The organism is Mesorhizobium sp. Cs1299R1N1, assembly GCF_037179655.1.
In the GTDB taxonomy this organism is placed as follows: Bacteria; Pseudomonadota; Alphaproteobacteria; order Rhizobiales; family Rhizobiaceae; genus Mesorhizobium; species Mesorhizobium salmacidum.
Genome location: NZ_JAPYKR010000002.1, coordinates 309,675 through 325,018, shown reverse-complemented (window position 1 = coordinate 325,018; position 15,344 = coordinate 309,675). Strand labels below are relative to the sequence as shown.

Here is a 15,344-nt window from a genome sequence, read left to right as displayed (position 1 = left end):
TATGATCCCGCCCAAAATTGGGAAGTCGACATGAATTACCAGCGTTTCTTCGAGGAGGCGATCGACCAGCTCCATGCCGAGCGTCGCTACCGCGTCTTCGCCGACCTCGAGCGCATCGCGGGCAAGTTCCCGCGCGCCATCTGGCGTGCCAACGGCCGCGCCGAGGAAATCACCGTCTGGTGCTCCAACGACTATCTCGGCATGGGCCAGCACGCGGACGTGATCGCCGCGTTCCAGAACACGGCAGGCAAGATGGGCTCCGGCGCCGGCGGCACCCGAAACATCTCCGGCACGTCCAACCCGCTGGTCGAACTCGAGCATGAGCTGGCCGACCTGCACGGCAAGGAAGCGGCTCTCGTCTTCACCTCCGGCTTCGTCTCCAACGAAGCCTCGATCTCGACCATCGCACGGCTTTTGCCCAATTGCCTGATCATCTCGGACGAGCTGAACCATGCCTCGATGATCGAAGGCGTGCGGCGCTCGGGCGCCGAGAAAAAGATCTTCCGCCACAATGACGTCGCGCATCTGGAAAGCCTTTTGCAGACGGCAGGCCGCGAACGCGCCAAGCTGATCGTCTTCGAAAGCGTCTATTCGATGGATGGCGACATCGCGCCGATCAAAGAGATCGTCGAGCTCGCCGAGCGCTACAACGCCATGACCTATATCGACGAGGTCCATGCGGTGGGCATGTACGGGCCGCGCGGCGGCGGCATCACCGAGCGCGAAGGCCTGGCCGACCGCATCGACATCATCGAAGGCACGCTCGCCAAGGCGTTCGGCACGCTGGGCGGCTACATCACCGGCACCAGCGCCGTCATCGACGCGGTGCGCTCCTATGCGCCGGGCTTCATCTTCACCACGGCGCTGCCGCCGGCGATCGCCGCCGCGGCCACAACATCGATCCGTCATCTCAAGCGCTCGCAGGCCGAGCGCGATGCCCAGCAGCAGCAGGCGAGCCGAACCAAGCAGATCCTGTCCGCCGCCGGCCTGCCGGTGATGGAGTCGCCAACCCACATCGTGCCGCTGCTGGTTGGCGATCCGGAGCTCTGCAAGATGGCCAGCGACCGGCTGCTCGGCGTGCACGGCATCTACATCCAGCCGATCAACTACCCGACGGTGCCGCGCGGCACCGAGCGGCTGCGCATCACACCGACGCCGTTCCATTCCGACGCGCTGATCGCCGAACTGCAGGACGCGCTGGTCGAGACCTGGGACGCGCTCGGCATTCCTTACGGGTCAGCGGGACGGCCAGCCGTCGCGAAAAGCGACCGCATTATTCCGCTTCTGGTGCCGAAGTCAGGCGGCTAAGGCCGCCACCTGTTCAAACAGTGTTCATCCAGCTTGCCAGCCGGTTTGCCGCTTCCTCGAGCTGATCGAGGCGGCGGTGGAAGCACAGCCGCAGGAACGCTTCGCCACCGGGGCCGAAGGCGGTGCCGGGCGCCAGGCCAACATTGGCCTTGTCGACGATTTCGAAAGCGGCTGCCCGCGAATCCGTGATGCCGTCGACGGTGAAGAATAGGTAGAAGGCGCCCTGAGGCACGGTGAAGCGCGCCTTGCCGGTTTCGCCGAGAATGCCGCAGACCAGGTCGCGGGCTTTCCTCGCCCGCTCCACCTGTTCGGCGACGAAGGCATCGCCCTCGTCGAGCGCCGCGACCGCGCCGCGCTGCATGAACTGCGCGACGCCCGAGTTCGAATACTGGATCAGGTTCTCGAACACCTGCTGCAGGCTTGGATGGGTCTTGATCCAGCCGACGCGCCAGCCGGTCATGGCCCAGTTCTTGGAAAAACTGTTGACGAACAGGATGCGGTCTTCCGCCTGCGCGATGTCGAGGAAGGATGGCGCACGGCCATGACCATAGTGGAACAGCGAATAGATCTCGTCGGCGATGATCCACAGACCCCTGGCGCGGGCGAGATCCAGGATTGCCCGCAGGGTCTCATGGTCGGCGGTCCAGCCGGTCGGATTGGACGGCGTGTTGATGAACAGCGCCTTCGTGCGCGGCGTGACCGCCGCCGCGATCTTCTCGACGTCGCAGGACCAGCCATTTCCGGAATGGTCGAGCGTGACCGCCACCGGCACGGCACCCGCGATCGCGGCGGCGGCGTCGAAATTCGGCCAGGCGGGCGACAGGTAGATCACTTCGTCGCCAGCTCCCGCAAGCGCATCGAGCGCCAGCTGGATGGCATGCATGCCTGAGCCGGTGACGATGAATTGCTCCTCGGGGAAGGTCGTGGCGAAATGCCTGGAATAGTAGCGGGCCAGCGCTTGCCTGAGATCGGGGATGCCCCTCTGCCAGGTGTAGAACGTCTCGCCGCCGGCCAGCGCTTTCGACGCGGCATCGGTGATGAAGGCAGGCGTCGGCAGGTCGCCCTCGCCGGCCCAGAGCGGGATCAGGCCTTCGCGCAATCTGCCGTAGTTGACGACGGCGACGATACCGCTTTCAGGCGCGGCCAGGGCCTCGGGGCGCAGGGTCTGGATCAGGGTCATTGGGCAGGTCCGTTGTCTCGGGCGTTCGTAAGCGCTGCTTACCAGATACGAAAACAGAAAACCCCGGCCGCGAACGACCGGGGTCTTGGTCCAGAAGAACTCTATCCGTCTACCGCCGGGCCAGCAGATCGCGGATTTCGGTCAAAAGCTGTACATCGGCCGGCGGAGGAGCTGCCGCTGCTGCCGGCTTTTCCTTTTCCAGGCGCCTGCGCAGATTGTTCACTGCCTTGACCATCAGAAAGATGACAAAGGCTATGATCAAAAAATTCAGCGCCACGGTGATGAAGCTGCCGTAGGCAAAGACGGCGCCTTGCTTGCGTGCATCTTCCAGGTTGGTGGCGGTCACGTTGTGCGAGAGGCCAATGAAGTAGTTGTTAAAATCGACCCCTCCGAGAGCGCCGATAAAAGGCATGATGACGTCGTCGACCAGCGAAGTGACGATCTTGCCGAAGGCAGCGCCGATGATGACGCCGACGGCCAAGTCCATCACGTTGCCCTTGGAAATGAATTCCTGGAATTCTTTCAGCATTCGACCCTCCTTATCATGGCGGGCCGCACAGCCGTCCCATCCCCGCGGCACCGACCCGGCGACACCATAACAAAAACCTTGGGTTGCACCATCGGCGAAAAAATAAAACAACTGCTTTCTCCTTACCTGGGGGCGGCCGCCGGAAATCATCGCCCGCATGCGCCGAAAGCCGCGATGGACTTGGCGCCCAAGCTGTGATTGCGTCTGACCCGGCCAGGTGAAAATCGGCACAGGGAGGATCTTGCCGGCGTGCAGGGCTTGTTCATCGTCATCATCGCGATCGCCTATGTGACGCTGCTGTTCGCCATCGCCAGCCTGGGCGACCGCCGCTCGGCCTTGTCAGGCCCCGGTCGGGCGCGGCCCTTCATCTATGCGCTCAGCCTTGCCATTTACTGCACGTCCTGGACCTTCTTCGGCTCGGTCGGCCTTTCCTCCGAACGCGGCCTCGAATTCCTCGGCATCTATACCGGCCCGGTGCTGGTGTTCGTGTTCGGCTTTCCCTTGCTCAACCGCATCGTGCGGCTTGCCAAGACCGAGAAGATCACCTCGGTCGCCGACTTCCTCGGCGCGCGTTACGGCAAGAGTTTCACCGTGGCCGCGATCGCCACGCTGATCGCCACGATCGGCGCCGTGCCCTATATCGCGCTGCAATTGAAGGCGATCTCCGGCTCGGTCAGCCTGATGGTCGAGCATTATACGGGCTCGCCGCCCTCCTTCGATCCCTTCGTCAGCGACATCTCGCTGGTCGTCGCCATGCTGCTTGCGCTGTTTGCGGTCCTGTTCGGCACACGCCATGCCGACGCCACCGAACACCAGGACGGGCTGGTGCTGGCGGTGGCGGTCGAGACCGTGGTCAAGCTTGCCGCCTTCCTGGCCATCGGCCTGATGGTCATCTTCCTGATCTTCGGCGGCCCCGGCGACATGTTCGACCGGCTGGCCGAGAATGGCCAGGTGCGGCAGGCAATGGGCTATTCGACGTCGCTCGCCACCTGGCTGGTGCTGACATGTCTCAGCGGTTTCGCCATCATTCTCCTGCCGCGGCAGTTCTACGTCACCATCGTCGAGAACCGCAGCGAGGCCGAACTGCGCACCGCGACATGGGTGTTCCCGCTCTATCTGGTGGCGATCAACCTGTTCGTGCTGCCGATCGCCTTTGCCGGCCTGACGCTGGTCGGCACAAGGACGAGCAGCGATCTTTATGTGCTGTCGCTGCCGCTGTTCAGCGGCCACGATTTCCTGGCCATGGCCGCCTTCATCGGCGGCCTGTCGGCGGCAACCGCCATGGTCATCGTCGAGAGCGTGGCGCTGTCGATCATGATCTCCAACGACCTGATCATCCCGCTGTTCGTGCGCCGGCTGTTGCGCACGACCACCTCCGAGAACGAGGATTGGTCGACGCTCATCCTCAATGTGCGGCGTGGAGCGATCTTCATCCTTCTGTTCATCGCCTTTCTCTACTATCGCGAGAGCACCAACAGCGCCCGGCTGTCGTCGATCGGCCTGATGTCCTTCGCGGCGATCGGGCAATTCGCGCCGGCCCTGATCGGCGGATTGATCTGGCGCGGCGCCAACGGCCGGGGCGCGGCACTCGGCATGGTCGCCGGCATCCTGGTCTGGGGCTACACGCTGCTGGTGCCGTCGCTCGTCGCGCAAGATGCCGGCATCATCGTGCATGGACTGTTCGGCTTCGAGGCGTTGCGGCCGCAGGCACTGTTCGGCACCGTCGCCGAACCGCTGAACCACGGCGTGCTGTGGAGCCTGTCGGTCAATGCGCTGTTCTTCGTCTTCGGGTCGCTATCGCGCGCGTCGGTGCCGCTGGAGCGCATCCAGGCATCGATCTTCGTGCCGCGCGAAGCCGGCCCGATGCCGAGCCTGCGCCGCTTCCGCACCGCCATCACCGTCAACGACCTCAAGGATACGATCGCACGTTATCTCGGTGTCGAACGCACCGAGCGGTCCTTTCAATCCTTCGAGAAGAGCAACGGCACCTCGCTGCACGGCAACGAGCAGGCCAGCATGGACGTCATCCGCTTTTCCGAGCAGCTGTTGGCAAGCGCCGTCGGCTCTTCCTCGGCGCGTCTGATCCTGTCGCTGCTGTTTCGCCGCCACGACCGCGAATCCCGCGACGCCTTCCGCCTGCTCGACGACGCCACGGAAGCGCTGCAGCACAACCGCGACCTGCTGCAGATCGCGCTCGACCAGATGGAGCAAGGCATCACCGTCTTCGACCGCGATTTCCGGCTGATCTGCTGGAACCGCCAATACCGGGCGCTGTTCGATCTGCCCGACGAGATGGGCCAGGTCGGCGTTTCGCTCGACCAGATCCTTCGCCATCTTGCCGAGCGCGGCGACATTCCCGCCGACCAGCGCGTGACGATGCTCAACCGGCTGACCAGCTTCGTCAGCCCGTGGCAGATGGAGTTGAAGACCAGCGGCCGCATCGTGGAACTGCGCTCCAACCCGATGCCCGACGGCGGCATCGTCGCCACCTATGCCGACATCTCGGGGCGCGTCGAGCAGGACCTGGCGTTGAAGCGCGCCAATGAATCGCTGGAGCAGCGCGTCAAGACCCGCACCGTCGAACTGACTAGGGTCAACGAGGAATTGGCGCAGGCACAGATGCTCGCCGAGGAGGCCAATCTCGGCAAGACACGCTTCCTTGCCGCCGCCGGTCACGACATCCTGCAACCCTTGAATGCCGCCCGGCTCTATTGTTCCTCGCTGATCGAGAAGGCCGGCAAGGGTCCAGCAGGCAAGGCGGCCATCAACATCGAATCCTCGCTGGAATCGGTCGAGACCATTCTCGGCGCCGTGCTTGACATCTCGCGCCTCGATGCCGGCGCCATGAAACCGGATGACACCGCCTTCACCCTGGATGGCCTGCTGCGCCAGATCGGCAATGATTTTCGGCCACTGGCCGCGGAGAAAAAGCTTGGCCTGACGATCATGCCGTCGTCGCTGACGGTGATGACGGACCGTAACCTGTTGCGCCGCCTGATCCAGAATCTTGTCTCCAACGCCATCAAATACACCCGCCAGGGCCGCATCCTTGTCGGTGTGCGGCGCCGTGGCGATCTGGCCGAGATCCAGGTGATCGATACCGGTATCGGCATCGCAGGTGACAAGCTCAACACTGTTTTCCACGAGTTCACCCGGCTGGACGAAGGCGCACGCGAAGCCGAAGGTCTTGGTCTCGGCCTCTCCATCGTCGACCGCATCGCCAGGGTGTTGCGGCTCGAGATCCGCATCTTCTCCAACCCCGGCAAGGGCACGCGCTTTTCCGTCATCCTGCCGGTGGCGGCCGCGCAGGAGCCGCGACGCGAGGTCGAGACCAGGGCGCCGGCCCGCGCGGCGGCTTCGCTGTCCGGGCTGCATGTGCTGTGCATCGACAACGACATCCGTATCCTCGAAGGCATGCGGCTGCTGCTCGAAGGCTGGGGCTGCAATGTCGCCACGGTGACCGGCTCGGGGGATCTCGACAGGGTCGCGGTCCAACGTCCCGACATCGTGCTTGCCGACTACCATCTCGACCGCGAAACCGGTCTCGACATTATCGTCCGGCTGCGGGCGACGCATGGTGACGACCTGCCGGCCGTGCTGGTCACGGCCGACCGCTCCAACGAGGTGCGAGCCGCCGCGGCAGGCCTCGATATCCCGATGATCAACAAGCCGCTGAAGCCGGCGGTCCTGCGTTCGATGATGGCCAGGTTCAGGCCGATGGTGCGGGCGGCGGAGTGACGTCGATGCGCCTGGATCAGGCCTGGTGCCCCAGGCTTTTGAGATAGGCGCAGAACATGTCGGCGAGTGCGTCGGAATAGGCTTCGATTTCCGCCGACGTTCGCGGCTTTTCCGAAAACTCCGCCCCCACCGAGCTCAGCGTCGTTTGGATCAGGTCGCCGGCCATGACGCACACGGCATCGGGCGCATCGGGCAGCGTCTCGCGCATGAATGACTGGACCGCGCGATTGGCCAGGGCCCTCGATTCGTCGGCCTCAGGCGCGTCCCGGTAGAGCGGAGCGGCATCGTTCAGGGCCCCGCGCACCGCCGCCTCCTCGCATTCCGAACGGATGAAGGCGTGCACCAGGGTGCGCGTCCGCTCAAGCGGCGGACTTTCGGCGTTCTCCAGGATGCCGCACAAGAGCTCCGTCGTCTGCCGCCATTCATCGCTCTGCAGCCGGAACAGCAGAGCCGTCTTGTTGGGGAAGTACTGGTAGAGCGAGCCGACGCTGACGCCGGCCTTTTCGGCCACGCGCGTGGTGGTGAAACGCCGGGCGCCTTCACTCGCCAGAACCTGAACAGCAGCCTCTAAAATCGCGGCGACGAGTTCCGTGGCGCGCGCCTGTTTGGGCTGTTTTCGGGTGGAAATTGAAGGTGTTGGGCGTTTGATCATGGCGGCACCCGGGAATGCGAATTGGAAACCTGAAGGATTATTCGTATTTTTCGAGACAACACAACGACGCATGCATTCCCGACTGGAGAACTGCCATGACCACGCTCACCGGAACCCCGCTGGCTCCCCTGCTCGCGCGCCTGTTCGAGGAAGCCAATGCCGCGACAAGCCCGGCCATGGCGCGATATTCGCATGAAGAGCGGGCCCGCCTGCTCAACAGCAAGACCGAATATCGTGAGTTCTATGGCAGCATGAAGGATCTCTGGCTCGCGGTTTCGCCGGAAACCGGCACATTGCTCTACATGCTGGCGCGCAGCACGGGCGCGCGCATCATCGTCGAATTCGGCACCTCGTTCGGCATCTCGACGCTCTATCTCGCCGCCGCGCTGCGGGACAATGGCGGCGGCCGTCTGATCACGACCGAGTTCGAGAGTTCCAAGGTGATGCGGGCCAAGGCCAATCTCAGGGAAGGCGGCCTCATCGACCTGGTCGAAATCCGCGAGGGTGACGCGCTGGAGACGCTGAGCGCCGACTTGCCCGAGACGATCGACCTGCTGCTGCTCGACGGCGCCAAGGCGCTCTATCCGGAGATTCTTGGTTTGGTCGAGAGCCGGTTGAGGCCCGGCGCTTTGGTCATCGCCGACAACGCCGATTTCGCTCCCGACTATCTCGAGCGCGTGCGCTTGCCGGCGGGAGGCTACATGTCGACGCCGTTCGGCGACGAGGTGGAGTTGTCTATGCGGCTCGGCTGAGCACTCCGGCACAGAAACGATCAGATCAGCATGCTGCTCCTCGAGCGGCCGTACGCGTTAACGTCAGACAACGCGCAATCCGGCCCTTCGGGCCTCCGACGCGTAGGTGACATCATCATGACCACAATTCCCTCCTGGCGCGGGCTGCCGCGCCCGGCGACGCTTGGACTTTTTCTGTTCTTCTGCGCCGGTTTCGCCGACGGCGCGCTGGTGCCTTTCTTTCCACTCTGGGCAAGCAGCGAAGCCGGCATCCCTGTCGGCGCGATCGGCCTGCTGTTCGGCTGCTATGCCGGCGGCGAGCTGCTGGCGGCGCCGCTCATCGGCGGCATCGCCGACCGCATCGGCCGGCGGCCGGTGCTGATTGCCTCGTCGCTCGGCGTCGGTGCCGGCTTTCTGGCCCTGTTCTTCGCACACGGCGTCGTCGCCACCGCGCTCGTGCTGCTTTTGACCGGCATCTGCGAATCGGTGCTTCACCCGACAATACTGACCGCGATCGCCGATGTGACAGAGCCGTCCGCGCATCCGCGCTGGTTCAGCATGGCACGGGTGAGTTCGAGCGCGGGACAGATACTCGGGCCGGCCTGTGGTGCCTTGCTTGCGCTTATGTCGCTGCGCAGCGTGTTTCTCCCCGGCGGCACGATGCTTGTGCTGGGCGGGATCGTGATGCTGCTGGCCCTGGACGAAACGATCAGCGCCGGCCGCGCCACCGGCGACGGCGATGAAGAGTACGAGGAGGAAGAAGGCTTGTCCGCGCTGCTGTCGGCGTTCCGCGACGGCCGGTTGGCGAAGCTCCTGCTCTGGGTCGTCCTGTTCGAGGTCGCCGGCAACTGGATCGAGGCGGTTATCCCGCTCTATGCGCATGACGCCGGCACGCTGACACCATCCGGCATCGGCGCGCTGTTCGCCTACGCGGCCGCCCTGACGGTCGGCCTGCAGATGCTGGTAAGCCGCATGGTCGAGGCACGGTCCGCCTTGTGGCTGACGGTCGGTGCCGGCCTGGCAACGATACTCGCCTTCGCCCTGCTGGCCGCCTCGCCTGCAATGTTGGCGCTGATCGGCGCGGTCAGCCTGTGCTCGATCGCCCAGATGCTGGTCGGCCCGCTGGTGCCGACCGCCGTCAATGCGCTGGCGCCTCAGGCACGACGGGCTTCCTACATGGCGGCCTCGTCGGTGGCGGTCGACCTCAAGGATTCGCTCGGCCCTTCCATTGGCACGGCGCTTTACGCACTGGCGCCGCGCCTGCCATGGATCGCCGGCATTCCGCTGGTGGCGATCGCCTCGCTCGGTCTTGGCGCCGCGATCGGCCGCGCACGGCGGCCTTCAAACGATTCCAAATCGAAACCGAGCGCCAGACCGGAAGCGGTCAATCCACCGGAGTTGCCTGTACCATGGTCGCCAAATCCGGCAACCGAATAGTCACGACCCGCTGCAGCCGGCACTCAGCCCGCCGGTTGCAGCGGGTCGCTGCCGATCTTGGACAGCAGGATCACCGCCTGGGTGCGGCTGTCGACGCCGAGTTTTTGCAATATGGCCGAGACATGCGCCTTGATCGTCGCCTCGGAAACGCCGAGCTCATAAGCGATCTGCTTGTTGAGCAGGCCTTCAGCCAGCATGCCGAGCACGCGGGTCTGCTGCGGGGTCAACGCCTGCAGCCGTTTGATCAGGTCCGATATTTCGGGATCGCGTTCGACACCGAGATCGACGCCGACGGGTGCCGCGATATCGCCGGCAAGCACCGACTGCACGGCGCCGCGGATCTCCTCCATGCTGGCCGACTTGGAGATGAAACCGGAGGCGCCGAGATCGAGAGCGCGCCGGATGGTCGCTGGATCGTCATGCGCAGACACCACGACCAGCGGCACCGCCGGATGGATGCCGCGCAGGGAGATCAGGCCGGAGAGGCCGCTGGCGCCAGGCATCGACAGGTCCAGCAGCACGAGATCGACATCTTCGTTGGCAACGACCAGCGCCTTGGCGCTTTCGAAATCGCCCGCCTCATGAATGGCGGTGACATTGCCGATGCCGGCAAGCGCCTCGCGCAGGGCGCCGCGAAACAGCGGGTGGTCGTCGGCGATGACGAAAGTATAGCCTGACGGCAAGATGTCCCTCCCCGAATCCCCGATTTACTGCTTTTTGCGGGATCAGTCGGACGATTATGAGGGGCCGCGCGCTGTTTTCAAGCGGCAAAGCCAGCGCGCCGCGTTTTCCCTCGTCACTAGCGCTCAGGTCTTCTGCGAGTTGAGCTGGGCGCCGCCGCTATCCTTGTCCATATCCCTGACGATGCCCATGAAGCTCTTCAGGAAGCGCTCCATATAGCTCATCGTCGTGTTGAAATCCTCCTCGCTCGGCAGTTTCGATTCGAGGCGGGCGGAGAGCGAATTCTCCAGCCTGGTGACGCGCTCGTCCATCGCCTTCATCGAGGTCTGCAGGCGATCGACCTCATCCTGGTAAGCGGCGCGTTCATCGGCCGCCATCTTGCAGACGAGCTGGCCCGAATGCTCCTCGCAGATCGACATCGCGCCGGTCTGCGTATCCATGCGGACATAGCCGTTATCAGACTTTTCTAGCCGGTAGCGGTCGGCTTCTTCCGAATAAGCTGAGGCCGCGACCAGTGAAACGAGCGCGGCGGGGATCAAGATGTGCTGCAGACGCATGTTGTCCTCCATGGCCAAAGCCTGAAATATCGCATGTTTGCGCCGGAAATGGGGAAGACCCTTGGCGTGGCCTTCCCCGCGCGACTGGTTCGGATTATAGCGCAACCATGTCACAGATTATCTACAAGATAACTCCGCAAGCGCTTTGGCGCGAGGCCGAAGCCAATGGCCGCTTCACCGGAGCGCCAATCGACGTCGCCGACGGCTTCATCCATTTTTCGACGGCAGCGCAGGTTGCGGAAACCGCGGCAAAGCATTTTTCCGGCCAGATCGACCTTCTGCTGGTCGCCATCGACGGGATCGGCCTGGGCGATGCGCTGAAATACGAAGTCTCGCGCGGCGGCGCGCTGTTTCCGCATCTCTACGGCGTGCTCGACCTGAAAGCCGTGCTGTGGATCAAGCCGCTGCCGCTCGGTGCCGACGGTACTCACCAATTCCCGCCCCTGGAGGGGCAATGAGCGTGCTCGACCGGATCGGCCAGAAGCTGCTGTTCACCTTTGATCCGGAAACCGCGCACGGCCTGTCGATCGCGGCGCTGCGCTGCGGCCTGCCGGTTGGCGCGCGGACGGTACGCGATACAAGGCTGAAGGTCAGCCTTTGCGGTCTCGATTTCCCGAACCCACTTGGCATGGCGGCTGGCTACGACAAGAACGCCGAAGTACCCGATGCGCTGCTTGGCCTCGGTTTCGGCTTCGCCGAGGTCGGTACCATCACGCCCCTGCCGCAATCCGGCAACCCGAAGCCACGCATCTTCCGGCTGACATCGGATGAAGCCGTCATCAACCGGCTGGGCTTCAACAATGAAGGCCACGCGGCGGCCGAAAAACGCCTTGCCGCGCGCAAGGGGCGCGGCGGCATCGTCGGCGTCAACATCGGCGCGAACAAGGACAGCGCCGACCGCGCCGGCGATTATGAACGCGGCGTCGCCCGCTTCGCGCCCCACGCCAGCTATCTCACCGTCAACATTTCCTCACCCAACACGCCTGGCCTGCGCACCATGCAGGCGCGCGAGCAACTCGGCGAACTCCTGTCGCGCGTCGTGGCCGCGCGTGCGGCGGCAATCGCGCAGCCGCCGATCTTTCTCAAGATCGCGCCAGACCTGGTCGAGGCCGAGTTGCAGGATATCGCCGCCGAAGTCATGGAAAAGCGGATCGACGGCGTCATCGTCTCCAACACCACCATTTCACGACCGGGTCTGCGAAGCGGTGACGTCGCGCGGGAGACAGGCGGGCTTTCGGGAAAACCACTGTTCGAGCGCTCGACCATCGTGCTGGCCAAGATGCGCAAGCTGCTCGGGCCCGAAATGGCCATCATCGGTGTCGGCGGTGTCGATTCAGCGGAGACGGCGCTGGAAAAGATCCGCGCCGGCGCGGATCTGGTGCAGCTCTACACCGGCATGATCTATGCCGGGCCGGCGCTGCCGGGACGGATCGTCGCGGGGATGGCCCGCTTTGCCGAGACAGAGAAACTCAGCTCGATGCGCGAGCTGCGCGACAGCCATCTCGACCGATGGGCGTCGAAGCCGCTCAGCTGAATGCGGTTTGCATCCGCAGCCGCAAGATCGTCAGCAGGCTCAATCCCCGCACCAGCAAGAAGACGTGCAAGGCCGCCCACAGGCCGTGATTGCCGAAGGCGGGCGCCAGCGTGATCAGCGCGGCGGCAAAGACGAGGAATGACAGGAGCATCATGTTGCGCATGTCGCGCGACCATGTCGCGCCGATGAAGACCCCGTCCATCTGGAAGGCAAGGACGCCGCTCAGCGCGGTGAACGCCGCCCAGGGCAGGTAGGTATCGGCTACGGCGCGGACATCCTGCGACGTCGTCACGACGGCGACCAGGTTGGTGCCGGCCATGAGCAGCACCAGCGTCGCGGCACCGGCCAGACCAAGGCCCCAGAGCAGGGTTAGCCGCACCGCCTGCCTGAAGGGCTGCTCGGTATGCGCGCCGACGGCGCGGCCGGCGAGTTGCTCGGCGGCGGTGGCGAAACCGTCGAGGAAATAGCCGGCGACGAGGAAGAAATTCATCAGCACCGCATTGGCGGCGAGCGTCACCGTTCCGAACTGCGCGCCTTGGCGGGTGAACAGCGCGAAGGCGGCGAGCAGCGAGAACGAACGGATCATGATGTCGCGGTTGAGCGACAGCATGCGCAGGAAGGCGCTCATGTCGAGCAGGCGGTGGCGAGGCAAGGGCGGGCTGGATCGGAACCGGCGCACCACGATCGCGAGGCCAAGCAGCATGGCGAGGAATTCGCCGGTGACGGTTGCCCAGGCGACGCCGGAAACGCCCCAGCCAAGTTCAAGGCCGAGCAGGAAGCAGAGCGCGATGTTGATGCCATTGAGCACCAGTTGCAGGACAAGCCCGAGCCCGCCCTCGCCGCGCCCGAGCACGTAACCGAGGACGGCGAAGTTGATCAGCGAGAACGGGGCGGCGAGCAGCCTGATCCTGATATAAACGGCCATCGCCTCGCTGACGCGTGGTCCGGCATCCATGAACCACTGGCCGCCGACGGCGATGAGCGGCGAAAGCGCCGCCAGCATGACGCCGGCAACGACCGCGATCAGCACGGCGCGCCAGAACACCGCCTGTTCCTCGAGGGCGTCTCCACGCCCGAAAGCCTGGGCGACGAGGCCGGTCGTGCCCGAACGCAGAAAATTGAAGGTGGTGAAAACGACGTCGAAAGCAAGCGCACCGGCCGCCAGGCCGCCAAGCAAGGCTGCATCGCCGAACTGGCCGACAACAGCCGTGTCGACCAGGCCGAGCAGCGGCGTCGTCAGATAGGCGAGCGTCATCGGCACGGCGATGGCAAGCACCGAGCGGTTGGTGACGGAAAAGGCTCTGGCGTCGGTTAGGATTTCACCCTTGTCCAAAGGATTCCTGCCTTGCTGATTGCGGCTTGATCGGAGAGCCGATGTGCCCCATTTTCCGTCCACCGCGCAATCATTCTTCCCGCGACGGCCAACCGAAATCCCGGTCTGGCGCGAAGCCGCCGGACCAGTCTCATGCCCCTGCAGATCGTCCATCACCCCGACTACGACGCCGGCTTCGCGACCGACCATCGCTTTCCGATGAGCAAGTATCCGCTGCTGATGGAGGCCTTGCGCGCACGCGGCCTGGCCGGACCCGGCGCGCTCAACACAGCCGAACCCGCGCCGGCGCCGTGGCTGAAGCTTGCCCATGCGGCCACCTATGTCGACCAGGTCGTCTCCTGCTCCGTGCCGGAAAAAATCGAACGCGAGATCGGCTTTCCGGTCGGCCCCCGTGTCTCGCTGCGCGCGCAGCTTGCCACCGGCGGCACGGTGCTGGCAGCCCGGCTCGCCTTGCGTCACGGCATTGCCTGCAACACCGCCGGCGGCAGCCATCATGCGCGACGCGCGCAAGGCGCCGGCTTCTGCACCTTCAACGACGTCGCCGTCGCCTCGCTGGTTCTGCTGGAAGAAGGTGCGGTGCAGAAGGTTCTGGTCGTCGATCTCGACGTGCATCAGGGCGACGGCACGGCGGATATCCTAGGCGGTGAGCCACGCGTGTTCACCTTCTCCATGCATGGCGAGCGGAACTACCCCACACGCAAGATCGCCTCGGACCTCGACGTCGCACTGCCCGACGGCACGGGCGACGCCGCTTATGTCGAAAGGCTTGATACCATCCTGCCGGAACTCTCCACCCGCGCCCATTGGGATATCGTCTTCTACAATGCAGGCGTCGACGTCCATGCCGGGGACCGGCTCGGCAGGCTGGCGCTTTCCGACAATGGGCTGCGCACCCGCGACGAGACGGTCATCGGCCATTTTCGGGCGCTCGGCATTCCTGTCTGCGGTGTTATCGGCGGCGGCTATTCCACCGATGTGCCGGCACTTGCCGCGCGCCACGCCATCCTGTTCGAGGCCGCTTCGAGCTACGCCTGAACGTCACTTCCGGTAGTTGGCGATCCTGAGCAGGATGAAGGCCGGCACGACGATCGCGGCGCCAAGCAGGATATAGCCGAGGAAGCGGTCGATGGCGTGGAAGCCGAGATTCCAGAGATCGATGAAGAATTTCCGGATGCCGTAGAACACATCCATGGGCGACCAGCCGAAGGCGTTCATGACCAGGCCGACGAGAAAGGATACCACCAGCAGCTTCAGGACAACCCTGAGCGGCGAGTCGCCGAGAAAGCGCGTCAGTGCGGACAAGGCCGTCTCCCGATTGAGATGCCCGGACTCATGGGCACGGCCCAGAGATACGTGCTTGGCGGCCATCCATCAAGCCAGCACGGTCTGTACGGGGAAACCGATAAGCCGCAGCCAGATGTTGAGCGCCATCGAAAGCCCGCTCGAGCATCTGACAGAGCGGCTTCCGAAAGCCCGAAAATCTTAAATATCGGTAAACAATTTCATTTTAATTTATTGAAAATAAAGCACAAAATCGTCATTTTCCAATTTTGCGCAATGTGCGTGCAATTTTCACTTGCGAGATACCAGGCGTCTTTCAGGTGACGGACCGCGCGGCGCTCTGCCCCTACCACAGCCGGCGAAAGCCGGTCCCCAGAACCGCG

General features: G+C 64.2%; 14 protein-coding genes. 7 read left to right on the top strand and 7 right to left on the bottom strand.

Going from position 1 to position 15,344, the window contains the following annotated elements:
• The first annotated feature begins 30 nt into the window (after positions 1-30).
• Complete coding sequence (gene hemA / locus O7A70_RS04995; RefSeq protein WP_337139378.1) at positions 31-1,308, top strand: 5-aminolevulinate synthase; 1,278 nt, start codon at positions 31-33, stop codon at positions 1,306-1,308.
• Positions 1,309-1,321: 13 nt separating this feature from the next.
• Here the strand turns inward: hemA and O7A70_RS04990 are convergent, their stop codons facing one another.
• Both O7A70_RS04990 and mscL read right to left on the bottom strand, forming a co-directional pair.
• On the bottom strand, positions 1,322-2,488 hold the full coding sequence (locus O7A70_RS04990) for a pyridoxal phosphate-dependent aminotransferase (RefSeq protein ID WP_337139377.1): 1,167 nt from the start codon (positions 2,486-2,488) through the stop codon (positions 1,322-1,324).
• 109 nt (positions 2,489-2,597) lie between these two features.
• The gene (mscL, locus tag O7A70_RS04985) at positions 2,598-3,017 is read right to left on the bottom strand and encodes a large conductance mechanosensitive channel protein MscL (RefSeq protein ID WP_337139682.1); all 420 of its coding nucleotides are present in this window, start codon (positions 3,015-3,017) and stop codon (positions 2,598-2,600) included.
• A 249-nt stretch (positions 3,018-3,266) separates the two neighbouring features.
• On the opposite strand from mscL, the gene O7A70_RS04980 reads away from it, so the two are divergent.
• The gene (locus O7A70_RS04980; protein WP_337139376.1) at positions 3,267-6,755 is read left to right on the top strand and encodes a PAS domain-containing hybrid sensor histidine kinase/response regulator; all 3,489 of its coding nucleotides are present in this window, start codon (positions 3,267-3,269) and stop codon (positions 6,753-6,755) included.
• A gap of 16 nt (positions 6,756-6,771) precedes the next feature.
• Here O7A70_RS04980 and O7A70_RS04975 read toward each other — a convergent pair whose 3' ends face one another.
• On the bottom strand, positions 6,772-7,407 hold the full coding sequence (locus O7A70_RS04975) for a TetR family transcriptional regulator (RefSeq protein ID WP_337139375.1): 636 nt from the start codon (positions 7,405-7,407) through the stop codon (positions 6,772-6,774).
• 95 nt (positions 7,408-7,502) lie between these two features.
• Between O7A70_RS04975 and O7A70_RS04970 the strand changes: the two genes are divergently transcribed.
• Complete coding sequence (locus tag O7A70_RS04970) at positions 7,503-8,159, top strand: O-methyltransferase (RefSeq protein ID WP_337139374.1); 657 nt, start codon at positions 7,503-7,505, stop codon at positions 8,157-8,159.
• Positions 8,160-8,276: 117 nt separating this feature from the next.
• Positions 8,277-9,575 (top strand): MDR family MFS transporter, encoded by a 1,299-nt coding sequence (locus tag O7A70_RS04965; protein WP_337139373.1) that lies wholly within the window; start codon positions 8,277-8,279, stop codon positions 9,573-9,575.
• A gap of 23 nt (positions 9,576-9,598) precedes the next feature.
• Here the strand turns inward: O7A70_RS04965 and O7A70_RS04960 are convergent, their stop codons facing one another.
• Together O7A70_RS04960 and O7A70_RS04955 are read right to left on the bottom strand one after the other, a co-directional pair.
• Positions 9,599-10,258, bottom strand: a complete 660-nt coding sequence (locus O7A70_RS04960; RefSeq protein WP_027145680.1) for a response regulator transcription factor — start codon at positions 10,256-10,258, stop codon at positions 9,599-9,601.
• A 123-nt stretch (positions 10,259-10,381) separates the two neighbouring features.
• On the bottom strand, positions 10,382-10,813 hold the full coding sequence (locus O7A70_RS04955) for a hypothetical protein (RefSeq protein WP_337139371.1): 432 nt from the start codon (positions 10,811-10,813) through the stop codon (positions 10,382-10,384).
• Between the two features lie 107 nt (positions 10,814-10,920).
• On the opposite strand from O7A70_RS04955, the gene O7A70_RS04950 reads away from it, so the two are divergent.
• Positions 10,921-11,271 (top strand): DUF952 domain-containing protein, encoded by a 351-nt coding sequence (locus O7A70_RS04950; RefSeq protein WP_337139370.1) that lies wholly within the window; start codon positions 10,921-10,923, stop codon positions 11,269-11,271.
• Positions 11,268-12,347 (top strand): quinone-dependent dihydroorotate dehydrogenase, encoded by a 1,080-nt coding sequence (locus O7A70_RS04945; RefSeq protein ID WP_337139369.1) that lies wholly within the window; start codon positions 11,268-11,270, stop codon positions 12,345-12,347. The genes O7A70_RS04950 and O7A70_RS04945 overlap by 4 nt, the downstream gene beginning before the upstream one ends.
• Here O7A70_RS04945 and O7A70_RS04940 read toward each other — a convergent pair.
• Complete coding sequence (locus tag O7A70_RS04940) at positions 12,340-13,680, bottom strand: MATE family efflux transporter (protein WP_337139368.1); 1,341 nt, start codon at positions 13,678-13,680, stop codon at positions 12,340-12,342. The genes O7A70_RS04945 and O7A70_RS04940 overlap by 8 nt on opposite strands.
• A 132-nt stretch (positions 13,681-13,812) precedes the next feature.
• Here O7A70_RS04940 and O7A70_RS04935 point away from each other — a divergent pair, with 132 nt between their 5' ends.
• Positions 13,813-14,715: a histone deacetylase family protein gene (locus O7A70_RS04935; RefSeq protein ID WP_337139367.1), complete on the top strand. Its 903-nt coding sequence runs from the start codon at positions 13,813-13,815 to the stop codon at positions 14,713-14,715.
• A 3-nt stretch (positions 14,716-14,718) separates the two neighbouring features.
• Here O7A70_RS04935 and O7A70_RS04930 read toward each other — a convergent pair whose 3' ends face one another.
• Positions 14,719-14,982, bottom strand: a complete 264-nt coding sequence (locus O7A70_RS04930; RefSeq protein WP_027145674.1) for a DUF6460 domain-containing protein — start codon at positions 14,980-14,982, stop codon at positions 14,719-14,721.
• Between the last annotated feature and the right edge of the window lie 362 nt (positions 14,983-15,344).

Excerpts from the sequence above, each read along its gene's own strand:
- hemA (WP_337139378.1), top strand. The coding sequence starts at position 31 with ATGAATTACCAGCGTTTCTTCGAGGAGGCGATCGACCAGCTCCATGCC.
- O7A70_RS04990 (WP_337139377.1), bottom strand. The coding sequence starts at position 2,488 with ATGACCCTGATCCAGACCCTGCGCCCCGAGGCCCTGGCCGCGCCTGAA.
- mscL (WP_337139682.1), bottom strand. The coding sequence starts at position 3,017 with ATGCTGAAAGAATTCCAGGAATTCATTTCCAAGGGCAACGTGATGGAC.
- O7A70_RS04975 (WP_337139375.1), bottom strand. The coding sequence starts at position 7,407 with ATGATCAAACGCCCAACACCTTCAATTTCCACCCGAAAACAGCCCAAA.
- O7A70_RS04970 (WP_337139374.1), top strand. The coding sequence starts at position 7,503 with ATGACCACGCTCACCGGAACCCCGCTGGCTCCCCTGCTCGCGCGCCTG.
- O7A70_RS04965 (WP_337139373.1), top strand. The coding sequence starts at position 8,277 with ATGACCACAATTCCCTCCTGGCGCGGGCTGCCGCGCCCGGCGACGCTT.
- O7A70_RS04955 (WP_337139371.1), bottom strand. The coding sequence starts at position 10,813 with ATGCGTCTGCAGCACATCTTGATCCCCGCCGCGCTCGTTTCACTGGTC.
- O7A70_RS04950 (WP_337139370.1), top strand. The coding sequence starts at position 10,921 with ATGTCACAGATTATCTACAAGATAACTCCGCAAGCGCTTTGGCGCGAG.
- O7A70_RS04945 (WP_337139369.1), top strand. The coding sequence starts at position 11,268 with ATGAGCGTGCTCGACCGGATCGGCCAGAAGCTGCTGTTCACCTTTGAT.
- O7A70_RS04935 (WP_337139367.1), top strand. The coding sequence starts at position 13,813 with ATGCCCCTGCAGATCGTCCATCACCCCGACTACGACGCCGGCTTCGCG.